Here is an 18,754-nt window from a genome sequence, read left to right as displayed (position 1 = left end):
CGCTCACGCCGATCTTTTGTCGAAGAACTGCGCCTTAACGTCCGCGCCAGACCCAGCCGCCGCCGAAAACCCTGCTGTCATCGGGGGCATAGAACACGCAAGCCTGCCCTGCCGAAACCCCGTCTTCGGGGTCGAGCAATTCGACCTCCGCCTCGGTCGCCGACAAGGGCCTGATCACCGCCGGACGCGGCGGCCGCGTCGAGCGCACCTTGACGTGGCAGTGCCATTCCCCCTGCGAGGCAAAGGGCGCATCCCCCAGCCAGTTGATCTCGCGCACCGGAATGACCCGTGTTGCCAGCGCCGCCTTCGGCCCCACGACGACGCGCCGCGTGGCAGGATCAAGCCGCACCACATACACCGGATCTTCCAAGCCCCCGATCCCCAGCCCCTTGCGCTGTCCGATGGTGTAATGGATCACGCCGCGGTGGGTGCCCAGCACATTGCCCTCCAGATCGACGATCTCGCCCGGATCGGCCGCACCGGGGCGCAGCTTTTCGATCACGGCGGCATAGTCGCCATTCGGCACGAAGCAGATGTCCTGACTGTCGGGCTTGTCGGCCACCGGCAGCCCGTAGCGCAGCGCCAGCGCCCGCGTCTCGGCCTTGGAGGCCAGATGCCCCAGCGGAAAGCGCAGATAAGCCAGTTGTTCGGGCGTGGTCGAGAACAGGAAATAGCTCTGGTCGCGGTTCGCATCCGCCGCCATGTGCAACTCTGGCCCCGCCAGCCCCATCTTGCGCTGGATGTAATGGCCCGTCGCCATGCAATCGGCGTCCAGATCCTTTGCCGTGGCCAGCAGATCCTTGAACTTCACCCGTTCGTTGCAGCGGATGCAGGGCACAGGCGTCGCCCCCGCAAGATAGGCATCGGCGAATTCCTCGATCACCGCCTCGCGAAAGGTGTTCTCGTAATCCAGCACGTAATGCGGGAACCCCATGGTTTCGGCCACGCGCCGCGCATCATGGATGTCGCGCCCCGCACAGCAGGCGCCCTTTTTCGCCAGCGCCGCCCCGTGATCGTATAGCTGCAAGGTGACGCCCACGACGTCATAGCCCTCGTCCTTCAGGACCGCCGCCACCACCGACGAATCCACGCCGCCCGACATGGCAACGACGACCCGCGTTTTCGACGGGGGTTTGGGCAGGCCGAGCGAATTCAGGGGTTGGTCGAGCATGGTGCCACGTCCGGATCATTGGATAAGGCGGCACAAATAAGGAAAATCGCCCGCTTTCACAAGTCCTGCCCCGCCCGCTCGGCACTTCAGCTTTGCTTAAGGGATTCGCGCGATGATCGTGCCGAGGATTAGGGAGAGTTGCCCAGATGTATATCAAACGCGTCGACGGTCCCCGTCAGGTCACGCTGTCGGACGGCACGGTGATGACCCGCGCCGACCTGCCGCCCGCCGATACCCGCCGCTGGGTCGCACGGCGCAAGGCGCTGGTCGTCATGGCGGTCGAAGCGGGCCTGATCAGCCGCGAAGCTGCCCTCGACCGCTACGCCCTGTCCGATGAAGAATTCTCGATTTGGGAAGTTGCAGTGCAAAAATACGGCCTCGCCGGCCTGCGCGTCACCAAAATACAGGAATACCGGCAATTTTGAGTTGTTTTGAATCCATATTTGGTCATAGTAATCTTTGTTTAATCAGTGGTCTGCAATGTCGCTTTAGGCGGCTTTACGGAGTGTAACGAATGCGAATCCTTCTTGTCGAAGACGATCCTGCGACGTCGCGCAGCATCGAACTCATGCTCACCCATGCCAATTTCAACGTCTACTGCACCGATCTTGGTGAAGATGGCGTGGATCTGGCAAAGCTCTACGATTACGATCTGATCCTGCTCGACCTCAACCTGCCCGACATGAGCGGGCATGAAGTGTTGCGCCAGTTGCGTATGGCCAAGATCGAAACCCCGATCCTGATCCTGTCGGGGTCTGACGACACCGACAACAAGATCCGCGGTTTCGGTTTCGGCGCGGATGATTACATGACCAAGCCCTTCCACCGCGAAGAGCTGATCGCCCGCATTCACGCCATCATACGCCGCTCCAAGGGGCACGCCCAATCGGTCATCCGCACGGGCATGGTCGGCGTCAATCTCGATGCCAAAACCGTCGATGTCGAGGGCAAGTCGGTCCACCTGACCGGCAAGGAATACCAGATCCTCGAACTGCTCAGCTTGCGTAAGGGCACGACCCTGACCAAGGAAATGTTCCTCAACCACCTTTACGGCGGCATGGACGAACCCGAGCTCAAGATCATCGACGTGTTCATTTGCAAACTGCGCAAGAAACTGTCCGAAGCCACCGGCGGCGAAAATTATATCGAAACCGTCTGGGGCCGCGGCTATGTCATGCGTGATCCGATCCCGGAAATGGTGCTGCGCCGCGTTCCGGTCGCTGCGGCAAGCTGAAGCGCTCCGCTCTGGACGCGGCCTCGGTCGCCCCCTAAACCAAGGGGGCGACGAATATTGGGGCGCGGGTCATGGCTGAGAAGCGGATAGAAGATTTGACGCAAGGCGAAGCCCGCGATGACCTCGCACGGCTTGCCGCGCAACTTGACGAGGCGAACGCGGCCTATCACCGGCTCGACGCGCCCGTGATGTCTGATGCCGAATACGATGCACTCAAGCGCCGCAATGCTGCGATCGAGGCCCGCTTTCCCGACCTCAAACGCCATGACAGCGCAAGCGATCAGGTTGGTGCAACCGTTTCGGACGGCTTTGGCAAGATCCGCCATGAAATCCGCATGCTCAGCCTCGAAAATGCATTCGAAGACAGCGAAATCGCCGATTTCGACGACCGCGTGCGCCGCTACCTCGGTCTGACCAAGGCGGTCGCCTATACCGCCGAGCCAAAGATCGACGGGCTGTCGCTGTCGCTGCGCTACGAAAACGGCGTTCTCAAACAGGCCGCGACCCGTGGCGATGGCGAAACCGGCGAGAATGTCACTGAAAATGCGCGCACCATCACCGACATTCCCCAAACCCTGACCGATGCACCCGCCGTCCTTGAAGTGCGGGGCGAGGTCTACATGTCCCACGCCGATTTCGCCGCGCTGAACGAACGGCAGGCGGCAAGGGGCGACAAGACCTTCGCCAATCCGCGCAATGCCGCTGCAGGCAGCTTGCGCCAACTCGACGCCAGCGTCACCGCCGCCCGCCCCCTTCGCTTTTTCGCCTATAGCTGGGGTGCATTGTCCGAACCGCTCGCCGAAACGCAGGCGAAAGCCATCGAACGGCTGAAATCACTCGGCTTCCAGACCAATCCGCTGACCACGCTTTGCGCCGGCCCCGACGACATGCTTGCCCATTACCGCGCCATCGAGGTTCAGCGCGCCACCCTCGGCTACGATATCGACGGCGTGGTCTACAAGGTGAACGACCTTGCCCTGCAATCGCGCCTCGGCTTCCGCTCTACCACCCCTCGCTGGGCCATCGCGCATAAATTCCCCGCCGAACTGGCATGGACGCGCCTGCTCGCCATCGACATCCAGGTCGGCCGCACCGGCGCACTATCCCCGGTCGCCCGCCTGCACCCCGTCACCGTCGGCGGCGTCGTCGTCTCGAACGCCACGCTGCACAACGAAGATTACATCGCGGGGCGCGATGCCAAGGGCAACCCGATCCGCGACGCGAAAGACATCCGCATCGGCGACTGGGTTCAGGTCTACCGCGCGGGTGACGTGATCCCCAAGATCGCCGATGTAGACCTGTCGCAACGCCCGCCCGAGGCCACGCCCTTCACCTTCCCCACCTCTGCCCCGAATGCGGGTCGCAGGCGGTCCGTGAGGAGGGCGATTCCGTCCGCCGCTGTACCGGCGGCCTGATTTGTCCCGCCCAAGCCATTGAACGGATGAAACATTTCGTTAGTCGCGGTGCCTTTGACATCGAAGGCCTTGGCGCCAGGCAGATCGAGATGTTCTTTGCAGACCCCGCCTTGACGATCCGAGAACCTGCCGACATCTTCACCCTCGAAGCCCGCGATGCCGCAGGCCTGACCCGCCTGAAGAACCGTGACGGCTTTGGCGAGAAATCCGTCACCAATCTCTGGGCCGCGATCCGCGAACGCCGCAGCATTCCGCTTGCCCGCCTGATCTTCGCCCTCGGCCTGCGCCATGTGGGCGAGGTCGCCTCGCAAGACCTCGCCCGCCACTACCAAAGCTGGAACGCGCTTGCCGCCGCCGTCGACCTTGCCCGCCCGGCGGCCCTTGCCCACCGCGCTGCGGACGAGGCGGAAGATGCCGAACGCGCCGCCGCCGCCCTCGGCCAGCGCCGCGCGCAAATCACCGCCGCCCGCAGCAAGGCCGTCGCCGAAGCACAAGTCCCGCCCGACGCCGCCGCCGCGTGGAGCGAACTCGTCACCGGCGACGGCATCGGCCCCGTCCTTGCCCTTTCGCTCTCGGATGCGCTTGCCAATCCCGAAGAACGCGCCTCGATCGACCGCCTGATCGCACACCTGTCGATCCTGCCGCCCGAAGCCCGCGCCACCACCTCGCCGGTCGTGGGCCTGACCGTGGTTTTCACCGGCAGTCTGGAAAAGATGACCCGCGCCGAAGCCAAGGCCCGCGCCGAAGCCTTGGGCGCCAAGGTCGCAGGCTCGGTAAGCGCCAAGACCGACCTTGTGGTCGCAGGGCCGGGGGCGGGGTCCAAGGCCAAGGATGCCGAACGCTACGGCGTCCGCATGATCGACGAAGACGCCTGGCTTGCCCTCATCGGCGACGCATGACCCGTCCGCCCGCGCTGTTCCCGCTGTTTGCCGAGTTGGAAACGCTCGAAGGCGTCGGGCCCAAGATCGCCCGCGCCTTCGCGGGGCTTGGCGTCGAACGCCCGAAAGACCTGCTCTTCCTTCTTCCCCATTCCGCGATAGACCGCGCCCGCAAAGCTTCGGTCCGCGATGTCATCCCGCCCTGCACGGTGACGGTCGAGGTCGAGGTCGGCCTGCACATCCCCCCGCGCACCAAGGGTCGGCCCTACCGCATCATGGTGCGCGACGCGGCGCTCGAATTCCAGCTCGTGTTCTTTCACGCCCGCGCCGATTACCTGACGAAACTCTTGCCCACCGGCCAGCGCCGCCTCGTCTCGGGGCGCGTCGAACTCTTCGACGGCATCGCCCAGATGGTCCACCCCGACCACGTCTTGCGCCCCGAAGAAGCGGGGGAACTGCCCGCCTTCGAGCCGGTCTATCCGCTTGCCAACGGCATCACGCAAAAGCAGGTCGCCAAATCCGTCGCCAGCACCCTGACCCGCGTGCCGGTCTTGCCCGAATGGATCGACGGCCCGCTTCTTGCGCGTGAAGGCTGGCCCGCATGGCACGAAGCCCTCGCCCGCGTCCACGCGCCCGCTTCGCAGGCCGATCTCGCCCCGACCGATCCCGCCCGTCAGCGGCTATCGTATGACGAGCTTTTCGCGCATCAGCTGACCCTCGCCCTTGCCCGCGCCACCCTGCGTCGCTCCAAAGGCCACGCCACGATCGGCACCGGCACGCTGCAAGCCAAGGTGCTGCAAAGCCTGCCCTTCGCGCCCACCGGCGCGCAAACCCGCGCCGTCGCCGAAATCGCCGGTGACATGGCTGCGCCGTTGCGGATGAACCGCCTGCTTCAGGGCGATGTTGGCGCGGGCAAAACCCTCGTCGCGTTCCAGTCTCTGCTGATCGCGGTCGAATCGGGCGGGCAGGGCGTGATGATGGCCCCGACCGAAATCCTCGCCCGCCAACATTTCGAAGGGCTGGAGCCCCTCGCCAGCGCCGCAGGGGTCCGGCTCGAACTGCTCACCGGCCGCGACAAGGGGGCCGAACGCGCCCGCAAGCTTTCCGATCTGGCGCAAGGCGTGATCCGCATCCTTGTGGGCACCCATGCCGTCTTCCAGAAAGATGTGCATTTCCATGACCTTCGCCTTGCCATCATCGACGAACAGCACCGCTTCGGCGTCTCGCAGCGCATGGAACTTGGCGCCAAGGGGGCTGCGACCGACACACTGGTGATGACCGCCACCCCGATCCCGCGCTCACTTGCGCTTGCCAGCTATGGCGACATGGATGTCTCGGTGCTCGATGAAAAGCCGCCGGGCAGAAAGCCGATCACCACGGCGCTCATCCCGACGGCGCGGGGCGACGAGGTGGTCGCCAAGCTGCGCCACGCGGTGGCCGAGGGGCGGCAGGCCTATTGGGTCTGCCCGCTGGTCGAAGACAGCGAAGTGCTCGATTACGCCAGCGCCGAAGCCCGCTTCAAGGCGCTCCGCGCCGTCTTGGGCGATGTGGTGGGCCTTGTGCATGGCCAGATGCCGCCGGCCGATAAAGACGCGGCCATGGCCCGTTTCGTGGCGGGGCAGACCAAGGTTCTGGTCGCCACCACGGTGATCGAGGTTGGCGTGAACGTTCCCAACGCCAGCATCATGGTGATCGAACGCGCCGAAACCTTCGGCCTTGCCCAGTTGCACCAGCTGCGCGGCAGGGTAGGGCGCGGGGCTGCCTCGTCGACCTGCCTCATGCTCTATCAGGCCCCGCTGTCCGAAAGCGGCGCACGCCGTCTCAAAGTTCTGCGCGACACCGAAGACGGCTTTCGTATCGCGGAAGAAGACCTTGCCATGCGCGGCGCGGGCGATCTGATTGGCACCGCCCAATCGGGCTTGCCGCGCTTTCGCGTGGCCGATCTCGAACGGCAGGGCGCGCTTATGGCCGTCGCCCAATCCGACGCCCGCCGCCTGCTTGGCGATGATCCAGCCTTGACCAGTCCGCGCGGTCAGGCTGCCCGCACCCTTCTGTGGCTGCTCGACCAGGACCGCGCGATCCGTCTTCTCTCGGTCGGCTGACGTATCGCCCAAGGCCGCCTTTTCACGCTTGCTCAAAAATCCTCGGGGGTCGGGGGGCAGACAGCCCCCCGCGCTTTGCCCCCTGCGCTCCGGTTCAAGGCGTGTAAAATTTTCATTACTTTCCGCAGGCTTACCCAAAAGTTGCCCTTGTGTTCCCGAATGTTGCTAAAAAGTTCTTGCCCGATTCGGGGAATTATGAGAACAAAGTAGCAACAAACGCCAACGGAGGTGCCTGATGTTTACGGAACTCAAGGAAATCGTCGTCCGCTCCCGCGCCACGCTGATCGAAGACGCGGTCGGTATGGTCACCCTGTTTTCGCTGCTTATCGCCGGCCTCTACATCTCGGGCGCGGCCTGACCCATTCGCTTTCTGCCTGCGGTCTTTGCGACCGGGGTCGCGTCGGTCCCCAAGTGACGCCACAGGGTTCCCCAAGCCCTTCGCCCCGGAAAGATTCGCGACTTGCCGCCGCCGTCACCCGACGCGCGGCGGTTTTTTTATCCCGCCAGCTTTGCCTCGGCCGCATCCAGCGCATCAACCGTCGCGTCCAGCGACAGCAGGATCGAGGCATGACGATTGGCATATTCCCGCGCCGGAAGCAGCACCTCCAGCCCGTCGAACGGCGCATCGGGGGCAGGGCCGCCCGCCTTCAGCATGGCAACCAACTGCTCCCGCGCAAGCGCCACCTCGTCGCGCGACCGCCCAAGGGCCGCTGCCCCGACGACAGCCGCCGCAGCCTGACCCAGCGCGCAGGCCTTCACATCCTGCCCGAAGCCCGTAATCCGCCCGTCCGCTACGGTCACATCCACCGTCACGGTCGATCCGCACAAGGGCGAGCGCCTCTTCGCCGTCCCGTCCGGCGCGGACAGTCGGCCCAGATGCGGAATGTCGGCCGCCAGTGCCAGAATACGGCCCGAATAAAGCTTGACCAGATCGCTGTCGGACATGACTTCCCCTTGCGCCGCTTGCACCATAGATAGACCCGACCCGCCGCCCTGCCAAGGAGAAGGCCGATGCCCTTTGACCCTGCTTCGCTGAAATATGATCCGAACGGCCTGATCCCCTGCATCGCACAAGACCATGCCAGCGGCGAGGTTCTGATGATGGCGTGGATGAACCCTGACGCAGTGGCGCAAACCCTCGCCACCGGGCGCGTCACCTATTGGTCGCGCTCGCGGCAGGGCTTCTGGATCAAGGGCGAAACTTCGGGCCACATCCAGCGGCTTGTGGAACTGCGCGTCGATTGCGACCGCGACTGCCTGCTTGTGCTGGTCGACCAGACCGGCCCCGCCTGCCACACCAACCGCCGCTCGTGCTTTTTTACCTCCATCGGCATGCAGGGCGAAACCGTTCTCAGCGAACCCGTCGCCTAAAGCCCGACCATCCGGCGAATATCGGCAGGGGTCGCCCCCTCGGCGCGATACTTCGCCAAAGCCCGCGCATCGTCGCGCTTGGCAAGCCGCTTTCCCGCCTCGTCCCGGATGAGCCGGTGATGGTGATAGGCGGGTGCGGGCAGGCCGAGCAGGCGTTGCAACAGCAGATGGATCGGCACCGCCTCGAACAGGTCCGCGCCCCGCACCACCTCGGTCACGGCCTGCGCGGCATCATCCACCACCACAGACAGATGGTAGGACGTGCCGAAATCGCGCCGCGCCAGCACCACATCGCCCACCCGTTCGCACATGAACGCTGCATCGAAGCGATGCGCCCCCGTGAACTCCGGCCCGCTTTCCGTGAATTCCAGCCCGCCCGCCAGCGCCATCGCGCGGCCTATATCCAGCCGGATCGCATCGCCCGCGACCGCATCAACCATCGCCCGCCTGCGACAGGTGCCGGGATAGATCACCCCGTCCGGCCCCACCGCCCCCTCTTGCGGCGCCGACAGCGCCGCGCGGATATCGCCCCGCGAACAGCGGCAGGGGTAAAGCACGCCCAACCCCTCCAGCCGCGCCAAAGCCGCCCGATATTCGGCCAACCGCTCCGATTGCCGCATCACGGGGCGCGGATAGTCTACCCCCAGCCAGGCCAGATCGTCATGGATCGCCGCTTCCCACTCGGGTTTCGACCGCGCAGGGTCGATATCCTCGATCCGCAACAGCATTGCGCCCCCTGCCGCCCTTGCCCGCCCCCACGCTGTCAGCGCCGAATACGCATGACCCAGATGCAACGGACCGGTGGGCGAGGGCGCAAAACGCGTCACATAGCCGCCAGCCATGCCTGAAAGCTTTCCTTGGCGCGGTCGGTATAGGCCTTGTAACGGTCTTTGCGCCCCTTGCGCCCGCCCTTGGCGTCGATCGGCGGGAAAAGGCCAAAGTTCACGTTCATCGGCTGGAATGTTTTTGCCTCGGCCCCGCCGGTGATGTGGGTTATAAGCGCCCCCATCGCCGTATCGGGCGGGGGCGGCGAAACCTCGCGCCCCAGCAGCTCGGCCGCCGCCATGCGCCCCGCCAAAAGCCCCATCGCGGCGCTTTCGACATAGCCTTCCACACCCGTCACTTGCCCCGCAAAGCGGATGTTCGGTCGCGACTTCAGCCGCATCTGCGCGTCCAGCAGCGTGGGAGAGTTGATGAACGTGTTGCGATGTATCCCGCCCAACCGCGCGAACGACGCTTCGTGCAACCCCGGAATCATCTTGAAAACATCGGTTTGCGCGCCGTACTTCATCTTGGTCTGAAAGCCCACGATGTTGTAAAGTGTGCCCAGCTTGTTATCTCGCCGCAACTGCACCACGGCATAGGGCTTTACTCCCGTATGCGGATTGGTCAGTCCCACCGGCTTCATCGGGCCAAAGCGCAGCGTCTCGCGCCCGCGCTCGGCCATCACCTCGATCGGCAGGCAACCGTCAAAGTAACCTGCCGTTTCGCCCTCGTGGAACTCGGTCTTGTCCGCCGCCAGAAGCGCATCGATGAATGCGTAATACTGCTCGCGGTCCATGGGGCAGTTCATATAGGCGGTCTGCTCTTCCTCGGTCTCGCCCTTGTCATAGCGCGATTGCATCCACGCCACGGACATATCGACCGATTCCGCATAGACAATTGGTGCGATGGCGTCGAAAAACGCCAAGGACTCCGCCCCCGTCTCGGCCCTGATGCTTTGGGCCAGCGCGCCGCTCGTCAGCGGGCCGGTTGCGATGATCCAGTTGCCCTCGACAGGCAGTTCGGCAATCTCGCCATACTCCGCCGAAATCAGCGGATGCGCCAAAAGCCGCGCCGTCACCGCTTCGGCAAAGGGATCGCGGTCCACCGCCAGCGCGCCGCCCGCAGGCAGCCGGTGCGCCCGCGCCGTCTCCATGATCAGCCCGCCTGCCGCACCCATCTCCCAATGGAGCAGACCAACGGCGTTGCGTTCGTCGTCATCCGACCGGAAGGAATTGGAACAGACCATTTCCGCGAAATGCCCCGTCCGGTGCGCGAAAGTGCCAACGGCAGGCCGCATCTCGTGCAGCACGACGGGCACGCCCATCTCTGCCGCCTGCCACGCCGCTTCCGATCCGGCCATACCGCCGCCGATGATGTGTAATTTCTTGTCCATGCGCCCGATTTAGTCTGCTTGGCGCAAATAGGAAAGGGGCCGGGGGTTTCCCCCCGGCCCCTGACCTGTAAAGCCGACGGTTACTTGTCGACGGCGTACTTGCCCGCACCATTTGCGGCCAGCAGCAAGAAGCCCCCGGCAATGGCAAGGTTCTTGAGGAAGCTTACCATCTGCATCTGGTCGGCGAAGTTGTTGTGGAACAGCACTGCCGTCACGATGCAGAACGCAGCGCCGACAAGGCCGACGATCCGGGTCTGCCAGCCAGCAATCAGCAGAACGCCGACGCCGATCTCGAAGATGATCGCAGGCCATGCCAGAAAGCCGGGAAGCCCGACCGAAGCCATATAGCCGGCGGTGCCCGCCACATCCATCGTCTTGCCGAAACCGGCCAGCAGGAACAGCACCGCAATCAGCACACGCGCCACGAGCGGCAGATAGGTATTCAACTTGTCCATCACGTAATCCCCTAATCCAAGTCCGGCTTTCTGCCGGATCAAGCGCAGACCATAGCGAAGCGCTACGGTCTGCATACCCAAGCCAGCGCATGGTTGTTGTGCATGGGCGCACGGTTAGCGGTGTTTAACGCCCAATCGCTCGCGATGGATGGCGACGAAAAGGGCAGGGTCATCGACCGCAAACCCCAGCGCCGCCGCCTTGTCGTAAAACCCGCGCGCAGGCAGCCCGCCTGTCAGCTTGCCGCAAAGTAAAGCCGCCCGCAGGGGCTCCCCTCGGGCGGCGTCTTCTTCCATCGTTGCTTCCAGTGCCGCGGTCAGGTCGGAAACCCGCACCGCCAACTCGGCGGCCAAGGCACCATAGCCTACCGTCGCTCTCTCGGCGGCCAGACGGGCAAGCCTGCCCGCCAAAACCGCCGCCAGATCACTCATCGCCCTGTTCTGCCACGCGGGCAACCGACACGACCTGTTCATCGGCACCCACGTTGAACACCTTGACCCCGCCCGCCGACCGCGACCGGAAGCTGATCTGCTCGACCGGCACCCTGATCGACTGCCCGGTCGAGGTTGCAAGCATGATCTGGTCCGACGATTCCACCGGGAACGAAGCCACCAGCTTACCGCCGCGCATCGCCCCGTCCATCGCCTTGACGCCCATGCCGCCACGGCCCCGAACGGGGTAGTCGTGGCTCGACGACAGCTTGCCCGCCCCGTTGACCGTGATGGTCAGGATCAGGTCTTCCGCCGCCGACATTTCGGCATAGCGTTCGGTCGACAACTGCCCCGCCTCGACAGTCGCTTCCTCGGCATCCGCCTCGTCCACTTCCGCCTCGTCAGGCGCACCGGCCATCAGGCGCCGCTGTTTCAGGTAAGCCTCGCGCTCTGCCGGATCGGCCTCGAAATGCCGGATGATCGCCATCGACACGACCTTGTCGTCGGCACCCAGACGGATGCCCCGCACGCCGGTAGACCCGCGCGATTTGAACACGCGGATATCGGTGGTCGGAAAGCGGATCGCGCGGCCCTGCGCGGTCACCAGCATCACATCGTCCTGATCGTCGGCAATCGCTGCATTCACCAGAAACACGCCTTCGGGCAGGTTCATCGCAATCTTGCCGTTGCGCTTGACGTTGGTGAAATCCGACAGATCGTTCTGCCGCACATCGCCGTCACTCGTCGCAAAGACGATCTGCAACTTGTCCCATTCCGCTTCCGGCACATCGACCGGCATCAGCGCAGCAATCGAGACACCCTGCGCGATGGGCAGGATATTGACGATCGCCTTGCCCTTGGCCGTGCGCCCCGCCAGCGGCAGGCGCCAAGTTTTCATCTTGTAGACCATGCCATCGGTCGTGAAGAACAACAGATGCGTATGCGTATTGGCTACGAAAAGCGTCGTGACAACATCATCTTCCTTCGTCGCCATCGACGACAGCCCCTTGCCGCCGCGGTTCTGCGCGCGGAATTCGGCCAAGGGCGTGCGCTTGATGTAGCCGCCGGAGGTGATCGTCACGACCATATCCTCGCGCTCGATCAAATCCTCGTCGTCCATATCGCCGGCCCAGTCCTGAATCTCGGTCCGGCGGGGCACGGCAAAGGCGGCTTTCACTTCGCGCAACTCGTCCGAGATGATCGCCATGATCCGCTCGCGGCTGCCAAGGATGTCGAGATAGTCCTGAATCTTGGCCGCAAGTTCGGCCAGCTCGTCAGTGACCTCTTTCACCCCCAGCGCCGTCAGGCGTTGCAGGCGCAGTTCCAGAATGGCGCGGGCCTGAACCTCGGACAGGTTATAGGTGCCGTCCTCGTTGATCGTATGGCTCGGGTCATCGATCAGCTTGATGAAGGGCGCGATGTCCTGCGCGGGCCAACGCCGCGTCATCAGTTTTTCGCGCGCTTCGGCCGCATCGGCACTGGCGCGGATGGTGCGAACCACCTCGTCCACGTTCGACACCGCAACCGCCAGACCGCACAGCACATGGCTCCGTTCGCGCGCCTTACGCAGTTCGAACGCCGTGCGCCGCGCCACAACTTCCTCGCGGAAGGTGATGAAATGGCTCAGGAAATCGCGCAACCCCAATTGTTCGGGGCGGCCCCCGTTCAAGGCCAGCATGTTGCAACCGAAACTGACCTGCATGGTCGAGAACCGGAACAACTGGTTCAGCACCACATCCGCCGTGGCATCGCGCTTGAGCTCGATCACCACCCGCACGCCGATGCGGTCGCTCTCGTCCTGGATATGGGCGATGCCTTCTATCCGCTTCTCGCGCACCATCTCGGCGATCCGCTCGATCATGGTGGCCTTGTTCACCTGATAGGGGATCTCTTCGATGATGATCGCGTAACGGTCCTTGCGGATTTCCTCGATCCGCGTCTTGGCCCGGATCACGACCGACCCGCGCCCTTCAAGGTAAGCCTTGCGCGCCCCCGACCGGCCAAGGATCACACCGCCCGTCGGGAAGTCGGGCGCGGGGATGATCTCCATCAACGCCTCGGTCGAGATGTCGGGGTTGTCGATCATCGCCAGCGTGCCGTCGATCACCTCGCCAAGGTTATGCGGCGGTATGTTCGTGGCCATGCCGACGGCAATCCCGCCCGCGCCATTGACCAGCATGTTCGGGAACCGCGCAGGCAGAACCGTAGGCTCGCGGTCCTTGCCGTCGTAGTTGTCCTGAAAATCGACGGTTTCCTTGTCGATATCGGCCAGCAGAAAGGCCGCAGGCTTGTCCATCCGCACTTCGGTATAGCGCATGGCGGCCGCGTTATCGCCGTCCATCGAGCCGAAATTGCCCTGACCGTCCAACAGCTTGAGGCTCATGGAAAACGGCTGCGCCATCCGCACCAGCGCGTCATAGATCGCAGAGTCACCATGCGGATGATACTTGCCCATCGTATCGCCCACCGGACGCGCCGATTTGCGGTAAGCCTTTTCGTGGTTGTTGCCGCTTTCGTGCATCGCAAACAGGATGCGCCGGTGCACCGGTTTCAACCCGTCGCGCAGGTCGGGGATCGCGCGGCTGACGATCACGCTCATCGCGTAATCGAGGTAAGCCGTCTTCATCTCGTCGGCGATAGACCGCTGCTGCCCGGTCCAGGTCGATTTTGGCGCGGAATCGTCAGTGTTTTCAGGGGTTTCGGGCGTATCGGTCACGGGGGCCGGGCCTTCCTGCAAAGGATCAAGATATGGTTGGGTAAACCTTACACCATCGCGGATATGGGGTGCAATGGCTGGCAGCCCGCCAGTTTGGCAGCCATACCATCACAGTGACAACATACTGTTTTCGTTGAAGAATAAAACGATTCTCGGTACAGTTTACGGGCAGGCAGACGAACAGGGGAGAAGCCCGTGGAAAACCGCACCCTCACCGATACCGAAAAGATGCTCAAAGGCTACGGCCTGACAACCGCCGAGCTTTACTACCGTATCCCCGATTATCGCAACGTTCTCAACAGCTTCGTCTGGCAAACCTATGACCTTGCGCCTGATTACCCCGAACTTTTCCGCTTCATCGAATTCTGGCAGGAAAAGATCGAAGGCCCGCTGCATTCCGTCCGCTTCACGCACCGCAAACTGATCGCACCGGGCGAATGGCGCAACGTGGTGGGCGAATTCCGCCTGCACTGACAGCGAATTCTGGCACAGAATTCGCGGCGTTTCCTGACGCAGGAAACGCAGCCCGCCGTTCAGCCATAATTCTGCGCCAGAAGACCCGTCACGCCCGCGTCGGCCGGTCGAACACCTTGCGCCCCATAAGGCTGGCCACAAGGTCCACCATCAACCGCGCCGTGCGCCCGCGCTCGTCGAGGAACGGGTTCAGCTCCACCAGATCGAGCGAGGTGACAAGCCCGCTCTCGTGCAGCAACTCCATCACGAGATGCGCCTCGCGAAAGGTCGCCCCCCCCGGCACTGTCGTCCCGACGGCGGGCGCAATCGACGGGTCCATGAAATCCACGTCGAGCGACACATGCAGCATCCCGCCCGCCGCCTGCACCGCCTGCAGGAATTCGCGCAAGGGTGCCACGATGCCGCGCTCGTCGATCACTCGCATATCTGTGATGGCAATGTCGTGCTGCAGCAGCGCCGCATGCTCCGCCGGATCGACCGACCGTATGCCGTAAAGGCAGATCCGTTCCGCAGGGATCGGGGCAGGGAAGGGCGCAAAGGCATCAAACCCTGCCCGCCCCGCGATATAGGCGACAGGCGTGCCATGCAGGTTGCCCGACGTCGTGGTCAGCGGGGTGTGGAAATCCGAATGGGCATCGAGCCACAGCAGGAACAGCGGCCGCCCCGCCGCCGCCGCATGGCGCGCCGCCCCCGACACCGACCCCAGCGCCAGCGAATGGTCGCCGCCCAGAATGACCGGCATCTCGCCCCGCGCCAGCGACGCTGCCACCCGCCCGGCAAGCACGTCTGTCCATCCCACGGTTTCGGCCAGTGAATGCACCGCCGGATTGGCACAGGCCACCACCGGCAGCGCAGGCAGCGCCACATCCCCGCCATCGCTCACCTCGTGCCCCAGATCGCGGATCGCCGCAGCGATCCCGGCCACACGGTAGGCGCCCGGCCCCATCATGCAGCCCGCATAGCGCTGCCCCGTATCGATGGGCGCCCCGATCAGATGCACGGTCCGGCTCATGGCATGTTCCTCAGGTTGTCCCGCTCTTTCTAGGCGACCTCGCAGCCAAGGTCACGCCCCCTTGCCCCTTTCACACTCGCCCAAATATCCTCGGGATGGTTCGGAAGGGGCGAGCCCCTTCCGGGATGCGGGGCAAACCACCCCGATCACCCTTTCGTCACCGCCTGCGGTGCAGGGCCGCAGCCCCATGGAACCGCAGCGCGTTTCCCCCTACACTGTTGCGCGAAACACCAGAGGCACCGCATATGCTCGTCGAACTCGGACACTTCGCCCTCGTTCTGGCCCTCGGCGTCGCCGTGGTGCAATCCATCGTCCCGCTGATCGGCGCGCAACGGCGCGATGCAGCGTGGATGGCCATCGCCGCCCCCGCCGCCATCGCGCAGTTCCTCTTGGTGGCCTTTTCCTTCGCGGTGCTCACCTGGGCCTTCGTCGCCTCGGATTTCTCGCTGAAAGTGGTGGTCGAGAATTCGCATACCCTCAAGCCGATGCTCTACAAAATCTCGGGCGTCTGGGGCAATCACGAAGGCTCGCTTCTCCTTTGGGTGCTGATCCTCGCGCTTTACGGCGCCTGCGCCGTCTGGTTCGGGGACGGGCTTCCACCGCAACTCCGGGCCCGCGTGCTTTCGGTACAGGCCATGATCGCCGTGGCCTTCCTCCTCTTCATGCTTTTCACCTCCAACCCCTTCCTGCGGCTGGAAATTCCGCCCCTCAACGGGCAGGACATGAACCCGCTGCTGCAAGACCCCGGTCTCGCCTTCCACCCGCCCTTCCTCTACCTCGGCTATGTCGGCCTCTCGATGTCGTTCTCCTTCGCCGTCGCCGCCCTGATCGAGGGCCGCGTCGACGCCGCATGGGCGCGCTGGGTGCGGCCCTGGACGCTGATCTCGTGGGTGTTCCTGACCATCGGCATCGCGCTCGGCTCTTGGTGGGCCTATTACGAACTCGGCTGGGGTGGCTTCTGGTTCTGGGATCCGGTCGAGAACGCCTCGTTCATGCCATGGCTCATCGCAGGGGCGCTGCTGCATTCCGCCACCGTTGTGGAAAAGCGCGAGACGCTCAAGGCCTGGACCATCCTTCTGGCCATCCTCGCCTTCGGCTTCTCGCTGATCGGCACCTTCATCGTGCGCTCGGGCGTGATCACCTCGGTCCACGCCTTCGCCAATGATCCCGACCGCGGCGTGTTCATCTTGGGCATCCTCGGCGTCTTCATGGGCGGTGCGCTCACCCTCTTTGCCGTCCGCGCCGGCGCGATGGAATCCAAGGGCGTGTTCTCCCTCGTCAGCCGCGAATCGGCACTTGTTGCGAACAACCTGCTCCTTGCCGTCTCGGCCTTCGTCGTTTTCGTCGGCACGATCTGGCCTCTCGTGGCCGAGATGTTCTTCGACCGCAAACTCTCGGTGGGCGAGCCCTTTTTCGATGCGGCCTTCCCGCCCTTCGTCGTGGCGCTTGCAGCCCTTCTTCCCTTCGGTTCGATGCTGCCGTGGAAACGGGGCGACGCCGTCCGCACTTTCCGCCCGCTCTGGCCCCTCGCGGTCCTGTCCGTCTCTCTCGGCGCCCTCGTCTGGGCCATGCAGACCGGCCGCTCCGCCCTCGGCCCGGTGGGCGTCATGCTTGCGCTCTGGGTGGTGGCAGGCGCCATGCTCGACCTTTTCACCCGCACCGGTCGCGGCCCGGTTGGCCAACGCCTCGCCCGCCTGGCGCGTCTTCCCCGCGCCGACTGGGGCAAGGCCACCGCCCATGCGGGTCTCGGCATCACCATCTTCGCGGTGGCGGCGATGCTCTCGTGGAAGACCGAAGACATTCGCGTGCTGCAAAAGGGTGAAACCTTCGCCTTGGGCCCCTACGAGGTCACCTTGCAAGACGTGCGCGAAGTGAAAGGCCCCAACTATACCTCGACCATGGCCGACATGCTGGTCACCAAGGGGGGGGCCGAAGTCGCCCTCCTGAACCCCGAAAAGCGCTTTTACACCATCGCCCAGATGCCGACGACCGAAGCGGCCATCGATTTCGGCCTGTGGCGCGACCTCTACCTCGTGATCGGCGATCCGCAGGATAACGGCGGCTGGGCGGTGCGTAGCTATATCGAACCCTTCGCCAACTGGCTTTGGGCCGGATGTCTCATCATGGCCTTGGGTGGCCTGCTCAGCCTGACCGACCGCCGCTACCGCGTCGCCGCAGGCGCACGCCGCACCGCTGCCCAAGGGGTGCCTGCCGAATGAGCCGCCTCGCACTCGCTGTTCCCGTTGCGCTCGGCGTCCTCTTCGCGCTCCCAACGGCGCCGGTCTTCGCCGTGCAGCCGTCGGAAATGCTCGCCGATCCCGCTCTCGAAGCCCGCGCCCGTGAATTGTCGAAAGAACTCCGCTGCCCGGTCTGCCAGAACGAGAACATCGACGACAGCGATGCCCAGATCGCCAAGACCCTGCGCGAGGTGATCCGCGCCCGCATCCTTGAAGGCGACACGAATGAAGAGGTCATGGCCTTCGTCACCGACCGTTTCGGCGAATTCGTGCTCCTCAAGCCTGGCACGTCAGGCTGGAACCTGCTCTTGTGGGCGGCAGGCCCGCTGATGCTGATCGGCGGCCTTGCCGTGGCCGTCACCACCTTCCGCCGGAAAGGGCAGGACGAGGTCACGCTGACCCCCACCGAAGAAGCCCGCCTGTCCGAATTGCTCAAAGACTAAGGGGCGCAAAGCCGAACGCCGCGCCCCGTTTCATCTTGTCATGAATATTCCCGGGGGTGCGGGGGGTGCGGGGGGCTGGCCCCCCGCCGTGTCCGGTCAGGCCCCCCGCGCCAGCGCGGCAACACCCGTCCGCGCCATCTCGCGCAGGCCGAGCGGGCGCATCAGGTCGCCAAAGGCGTCGATCTTTTCCGGCGTGCCGGTGATCTCGAAGACGAAGCTCTCCAGCGTCGAATCGACCACATTGGCGCGGAAGATCTCGGCCAGCCGCAGCGCCTCGATCCGCGCCTCGCCCTTGCCCGCCACCTTGAACAGCGCCAGTTCCCGCTGCACGGCAGGCCCCTCGGCGGTCAGGTCGTGCACATCATGCACCGGCACCATCCGCGCCAGTTGCGCCTTGATCTGCTCGATCACCTGCGGCGTGCCCCGCGTCACCACCGTAATCCGCGACCGGTGCCCGGCATGGTCCACCTCGGCAACCGTCAGGCTGTCGATGTTGTAGCCCCGCCCCGAAAACAGCCCGATCACCCGCGCCAACACGCCGCTTTCGTTGTCGACCAGCACCGCCAGCGTGTGCTGTTCGATCACCAGCGCATTCGGGTCGCGCAAATCGTAGGCCGAGTGGCTCGAAGAGCCTTTTTTGATATTGAGCGCCGACATCC

Annotated in this window: 17 protein-coding genes and 1 pseudogene; 9 read left to right on the top strand and 9 right to left on the bottom strand. The window is 64.3% G+C overall.

Features of this window, described 5'->3' with window-relative positions; translation table 11 throughout:
* Window positions 1-34 precede the first annotated feature (34 nt).
* Window positions 35-1,171, bottom strand: a complete 1,137-nt coding sequence (gene mnmA, locus HYN69_RS09405) for a tRNA 2-thiouridine(34) synthase MnmA (RefSeq protein ID WP_108435517.1) — start codon at window positions 1,169-1,171, stop codon at window positions 35-37.
* A gap of 146 nt (window positions 1,172-1,317) precedes the next feature.
* On the opposite strand from mnmA, the gene sciP reads away from it, so the two are divergent.
* The 5 genes and pseudogenes from sciP to HYN69_RS21695 all read left to right on the top strand — a co-directional run bounded on the left by sciP (window position 1,318) and on the right by HYN69_RS21695 (window position 7,158).
* Window positions 1,318-1,596: a CtrA inhibitor SciP gene (gene sciP / locus HYN69_RS09400; protein ID WP_108435516.1), complete on the top strand. Its 279-nt coding sequence runs from the start codon at window positions 1,318-1,320 to the stop codon at window positions 1,594-1,596.
* Between the two features lie 89 nt (window positions 1,597-1,685).
* A complete protein-coding gene (gene ctrA / locus HYN69_RS09395) occupies window positions 1,686-2,405 on the top strand; it encodes a response regulator transcription factor CtrA (protein WP_108435515.1) in 720 nt (239 codons plus the stop codon).
* Window positions 2,406-2,476: 71 nt separating this feature from the next.
* Window positions 2,477-4,719, top strand: a pseudogene (ligA, locus tag HYN69_RS09390) (NAD-dependent DNA ligase LigA).
* The gene (gene recG / locus HYN69_RS09385; protein WP_108435514.1) at window positions 4,716-6,800 is read left to right on the top strand and encodes an ATP-dependent DNA helicase RecG; all 2,085 of its coding nucleotides are present in this window, start codon (window positions 4,716-4,718) and stop codon (window positions 6,798-6,800) included. The pseudogene ligA and the gene recG overlap by 4 nt, the downstream one beginning before the upstream one ends.
* Window positions 6,801-7,035: 235 nt before the next feature.
* Window positions 7,036-7,158 (top strand): hypothetical protein, encoded by a 123-nt coding sequence (locus tag HYN69_RS21695; RefSeq protein WP_268902862.1) that lies wholly within the window; start codon window positions 7,036-7,038, stop codon window positions 7,156-7,158.
* A 137-nt stretch (window positions 7,159-7,295) separates the two neighbouring features.
* Here HYN69_RS21695 and HYN69_RS09380 read toward each other — a convergent pair whose 3' ends face one another.
* Complete coding sequence (locus HYN69_RS09380; RefSeq protein ID WP_174213613.1) at window positions 7,296-7,745, bottom strand: iron-sulfur cluster assembly scaffold protein; 450 nt, start codon at window positions 7,743-7,745, stop codon at window positions 7,296-7,298.
* Window positions 7,746-7,811: 66 nt separating this feature from the next.
* On the opposite strand from HYN69_RS09380, the gene hisI reads away from it, so the two are divergent.
* Window positions 7,812-8,171: a phosphoribosyl-AMP cyclohydrolase gene (gene hisI, locus HYN69_RS09375; RefSeq protein ID WP_108435512.1), complete on the top strand. Its 360-nt coding sequence runs from the start codon at window positions 7,812-7,814 to the stop codon at window positions 8,169-8,171.
* Here hisI and gluQRS read toward each other — a convergent pair.
* From gluQRS to gyrA, 5 genes are all read right to left on the bottom strand, one after another.
* Window positions 8,168-9,013 (bottom strand): tRNA glutamyl-Q(34) synthetase GluQRS, encoded by an 846-nt coding sequence (gluQRS, locus tag HYN69_RS09370; RefSeq protein WP_108435511.1) that lies wholly within the window; start codon window positions 9,011-9,013, stop codon window positions 8,168-8,170. The genes hisI and gluQRS overlap by 4 nt on opposite strands.
* On the bottom strand, window positions 8,995-10,329 hold the full coding sequence (gene trmFO / locus HYN69_RS09365) for a methylenetetrahydrofolate--tRNA-(uracil(54)-C(5))-methyltransferase (FADH(2)-oxidizing) TrmFO (protein WP_108435510.1): 1,335 nt from the start codon (window positions 10,327-10,329) through the stop codon (window positions 8,995-8,997). Before trmFO ends, gluQRS begins: the two co-directional genes overlap by 19 nt.
* A gap of 80 nt (window positions 10,330-10,409) precedes the next feature.
* Window positions 10,410-10,784 (bottom strand): DoxX family protein, encoded by a 375-nt coding sequence (locus HYN69_RS09360; RefSeq protein ID WP_108435509.1) that lies wholly within the window; start codon window positions 10,782-10,784, stop codon window positions 10,410-10,412.
* Window positions 10,785-10,898: 114 nt separating this feature from the next.
* Window positions 10,899-11,213, bottom strand: a complete 315-nt coding sequence (locus HYN69_RS09355; RefSeq protein WP_108435508.1) for a hypothetical protein — start codon at window positions 11,211-11,213, stop codon at window positions 10,899-10,901.
* Entirely contained in the window at window positions 11,206-13,929 is a 2,724-nt protein-coding gene (gene gyrA, locus HYN69_RS09350) for a DNA gyrase subunit A (protein WP_108435507.1), read from the bottom strand. The genes HYN69_RS09355 and gyrA overlap by 8 nt, the downstream gene beginning before the upstream one ends.
* 228 nt (window positions 13,930-14,157) lie before the next feature.
* Here gyrA and HYN69_RS09345 point away from each other — a divergent pair, with 228 nt between their 5' ends.
* Window positions 14,158-14,403, top strand: a complete 246-nt coding sequence (locus HYN69_RS09345; RefSeq protein WP_108437126.1) for an usg protein — start codon at window positions 14,158-14,160, stop codon at window positions 14,401-14,403.
* Between the two features lie 88 nt (window positions 14,404-14,491).
* On the opposite strand, the gene rocF is transcribed toward HYN69_RS09345, so the two are convergent.
* Window positions 14,492-15,415 carry an arginase gene (gene rocF, locus HYN69_RS09340; protein WP_108435506.1) on the bottom strand — a complete coding sequence of 308 codons (924 nt, stop codon included), beginning with the start codon at window positions 15,413-15,415 and terminating at the stop codon, window positions 14,492-14,494.
* Between the two features lie 245 nt (window positions 15,416-15,660).
* Here rocF and HYN69_RS09335 point away from each other — a divergent pair, with 245 nt between their 5' ends.
* Window positions 15,661-17,634, top strand: coding sequence for a heme lyase CcmF/NrfE family subunit (locus tag HYN69_RS09335; RefSeq protein WP_108435505.1), 1,974 nt, complete (start codon window positions 15,661-15,663; stop codon window positions 17,632-17,634).
* Complete coding sequence (locus HYN69_RS09330) at window positions 17,631-18,095, top strand: cytochrome c-type biogenesis protein (protein ID WP_108435504.1); 465 nt, start codon at window positions 17,631-17,633, stop codon at window positions 18,093-18,095. The genes HYN69_RS09335 and HYN69_RS09330 overlap by 4 nt, the downstream gene beginning before the upstream one ends.
* 96 nt (window positions 18,096-18,191) lie before the next feature.
* Here HYN69_RS09330 and ilvN read toward each other — a convergent pair whose 3' ends face one another.
* Complete coding sequence (gene ilvN, locus HYN69_RS09325; protein WP_108435503.1) at window positions 18,192-18,752, bottom strand: acetolactate synthase small subunit; 561 nt, start codon at window positions 18,750-18,752, stop codon at window positions 18,192-18,194.
* Window positions 18,753-18,754 lie beyond the last annotated feature (2 nt).

The organism is Gemmobacter aquarius (assembly GCF_003060865.1).
Classification (GTDB): Bacteria; Pseudomonadota; Alphaproteobacteria; order Rhodobacterales; family Rhodobacteraceae; genus Paragemmobacter; species Paragemmobacter aquarius.
The sequence above is the reverse complement of the archived record's forward strand: the minus strand, read 5'-3'. Positions and strand labels throughout refer to the sequence as shown.

Coding starts and splice junctions, on each gene's coding strand:
- trmFO (WP_108435510.1), bottom strand. CDS start 10,329: ATGGACAAGAAATTACACATCATCGGCGGCGGTATGGCCGGATCGGAA.
- mnmA (WP_108435517.1), bottom strand. CDS start 1,171: ATGCTCGACCAACCCCTGAATTCGCTCGGCCTGCCCAAACCCCCGTCG.
- gluQRS (WP_108435511.1), bottom strand. CDS start 9,013: ATGGCTGGCGGCTATGTGACGCGTTTTGCGCCCTCGCCCACCGGTCCG.
- hisI (WP_108435512.1), top strand. CDS start 7,812: ATGCCCTTTGACCCTGCTTCGCTGAAATATGATCCGAACGGCCTGATC.
- HYN69_RS09355 (WP_108435508.1), bottom strand. CDS start 11,213: ATGAGTGATCTGGCGGCGGTTTTGGCGGGCAGGCTTGCCCGTCTGGCC.
- ilvN (WP_108435503.1), bottom strand. CDS start 18,752: ATGTCGGCGCTCAATATCAAAAAAGGCTCTTCGAGCCACTCGGCCTAC.
- HYN69_RS21695 (WP_268902862.1), top strand. CDS start 7,036: ATGTTTACGGAACTCAAGGAAATCGTCGTCCGCTCCCGCGCCACGCTG.
- recG (WP_108435514.1), top strand. CDS start 4,716: ATGACCCGTCCGCCCGCGCTGTTCCCGCTGTTTGCCGAGTTGGAAACG.
- HYN69_RS09335 (WP_108435505.1), top strand. CDS start 15,661: ATGCTCGTCGAACTCGGACACTTCGCCCTCGTTCTGGCCCTCGGCGTC.
- HYN69_RS09360 (WP_108435509.1), bottom strand. CDS start 10,784: ATGGACAAGTTGAATACCTATCTGCCGCTCGTGGCGCGTGTGCTGATT.
- HYN69_RS09330 (WP_108435504.1), top strand. CDS start 17,631: ATGAGCCGCCTCGCACTCGCTGTTCCCGTTGCGCTCGGCGTCCTCTTC.
- rocF (WP_108435506.1), bottom strand. CDS start 15,415: ATGAGCCGGACCGTGCATCTGATCGGGGCGCCCATCGATACGGGGCAG.
- ctrA (WP_108435515.1), top strand. CDS start 1,686: ATGCGAATCCTTCTTGTCGAAGACGATCCTGCGACGTCGCGCAGCATC.
- sciP (WP_108435516.1), top strand. CDS start 1,318: ATGTATATCAAACGCGTCGACGGTCCCCGTCAGGTCACGCTGTCGGAC.
- HYN69_RS09345 (WP_108437126.1), top strand. CDS start 14,158: ATGCTCAAAGGCTACGGCCTGACAACCGCCGAGCTTTACTACCGTATC.
- HYN69_RS09380 (WP_174213613.1), bottom strand. CDS start 7,745: ATGTCCGACAGCGATCTGGTCAAGCTTTATTCGGGCCGTATTCTGGCA.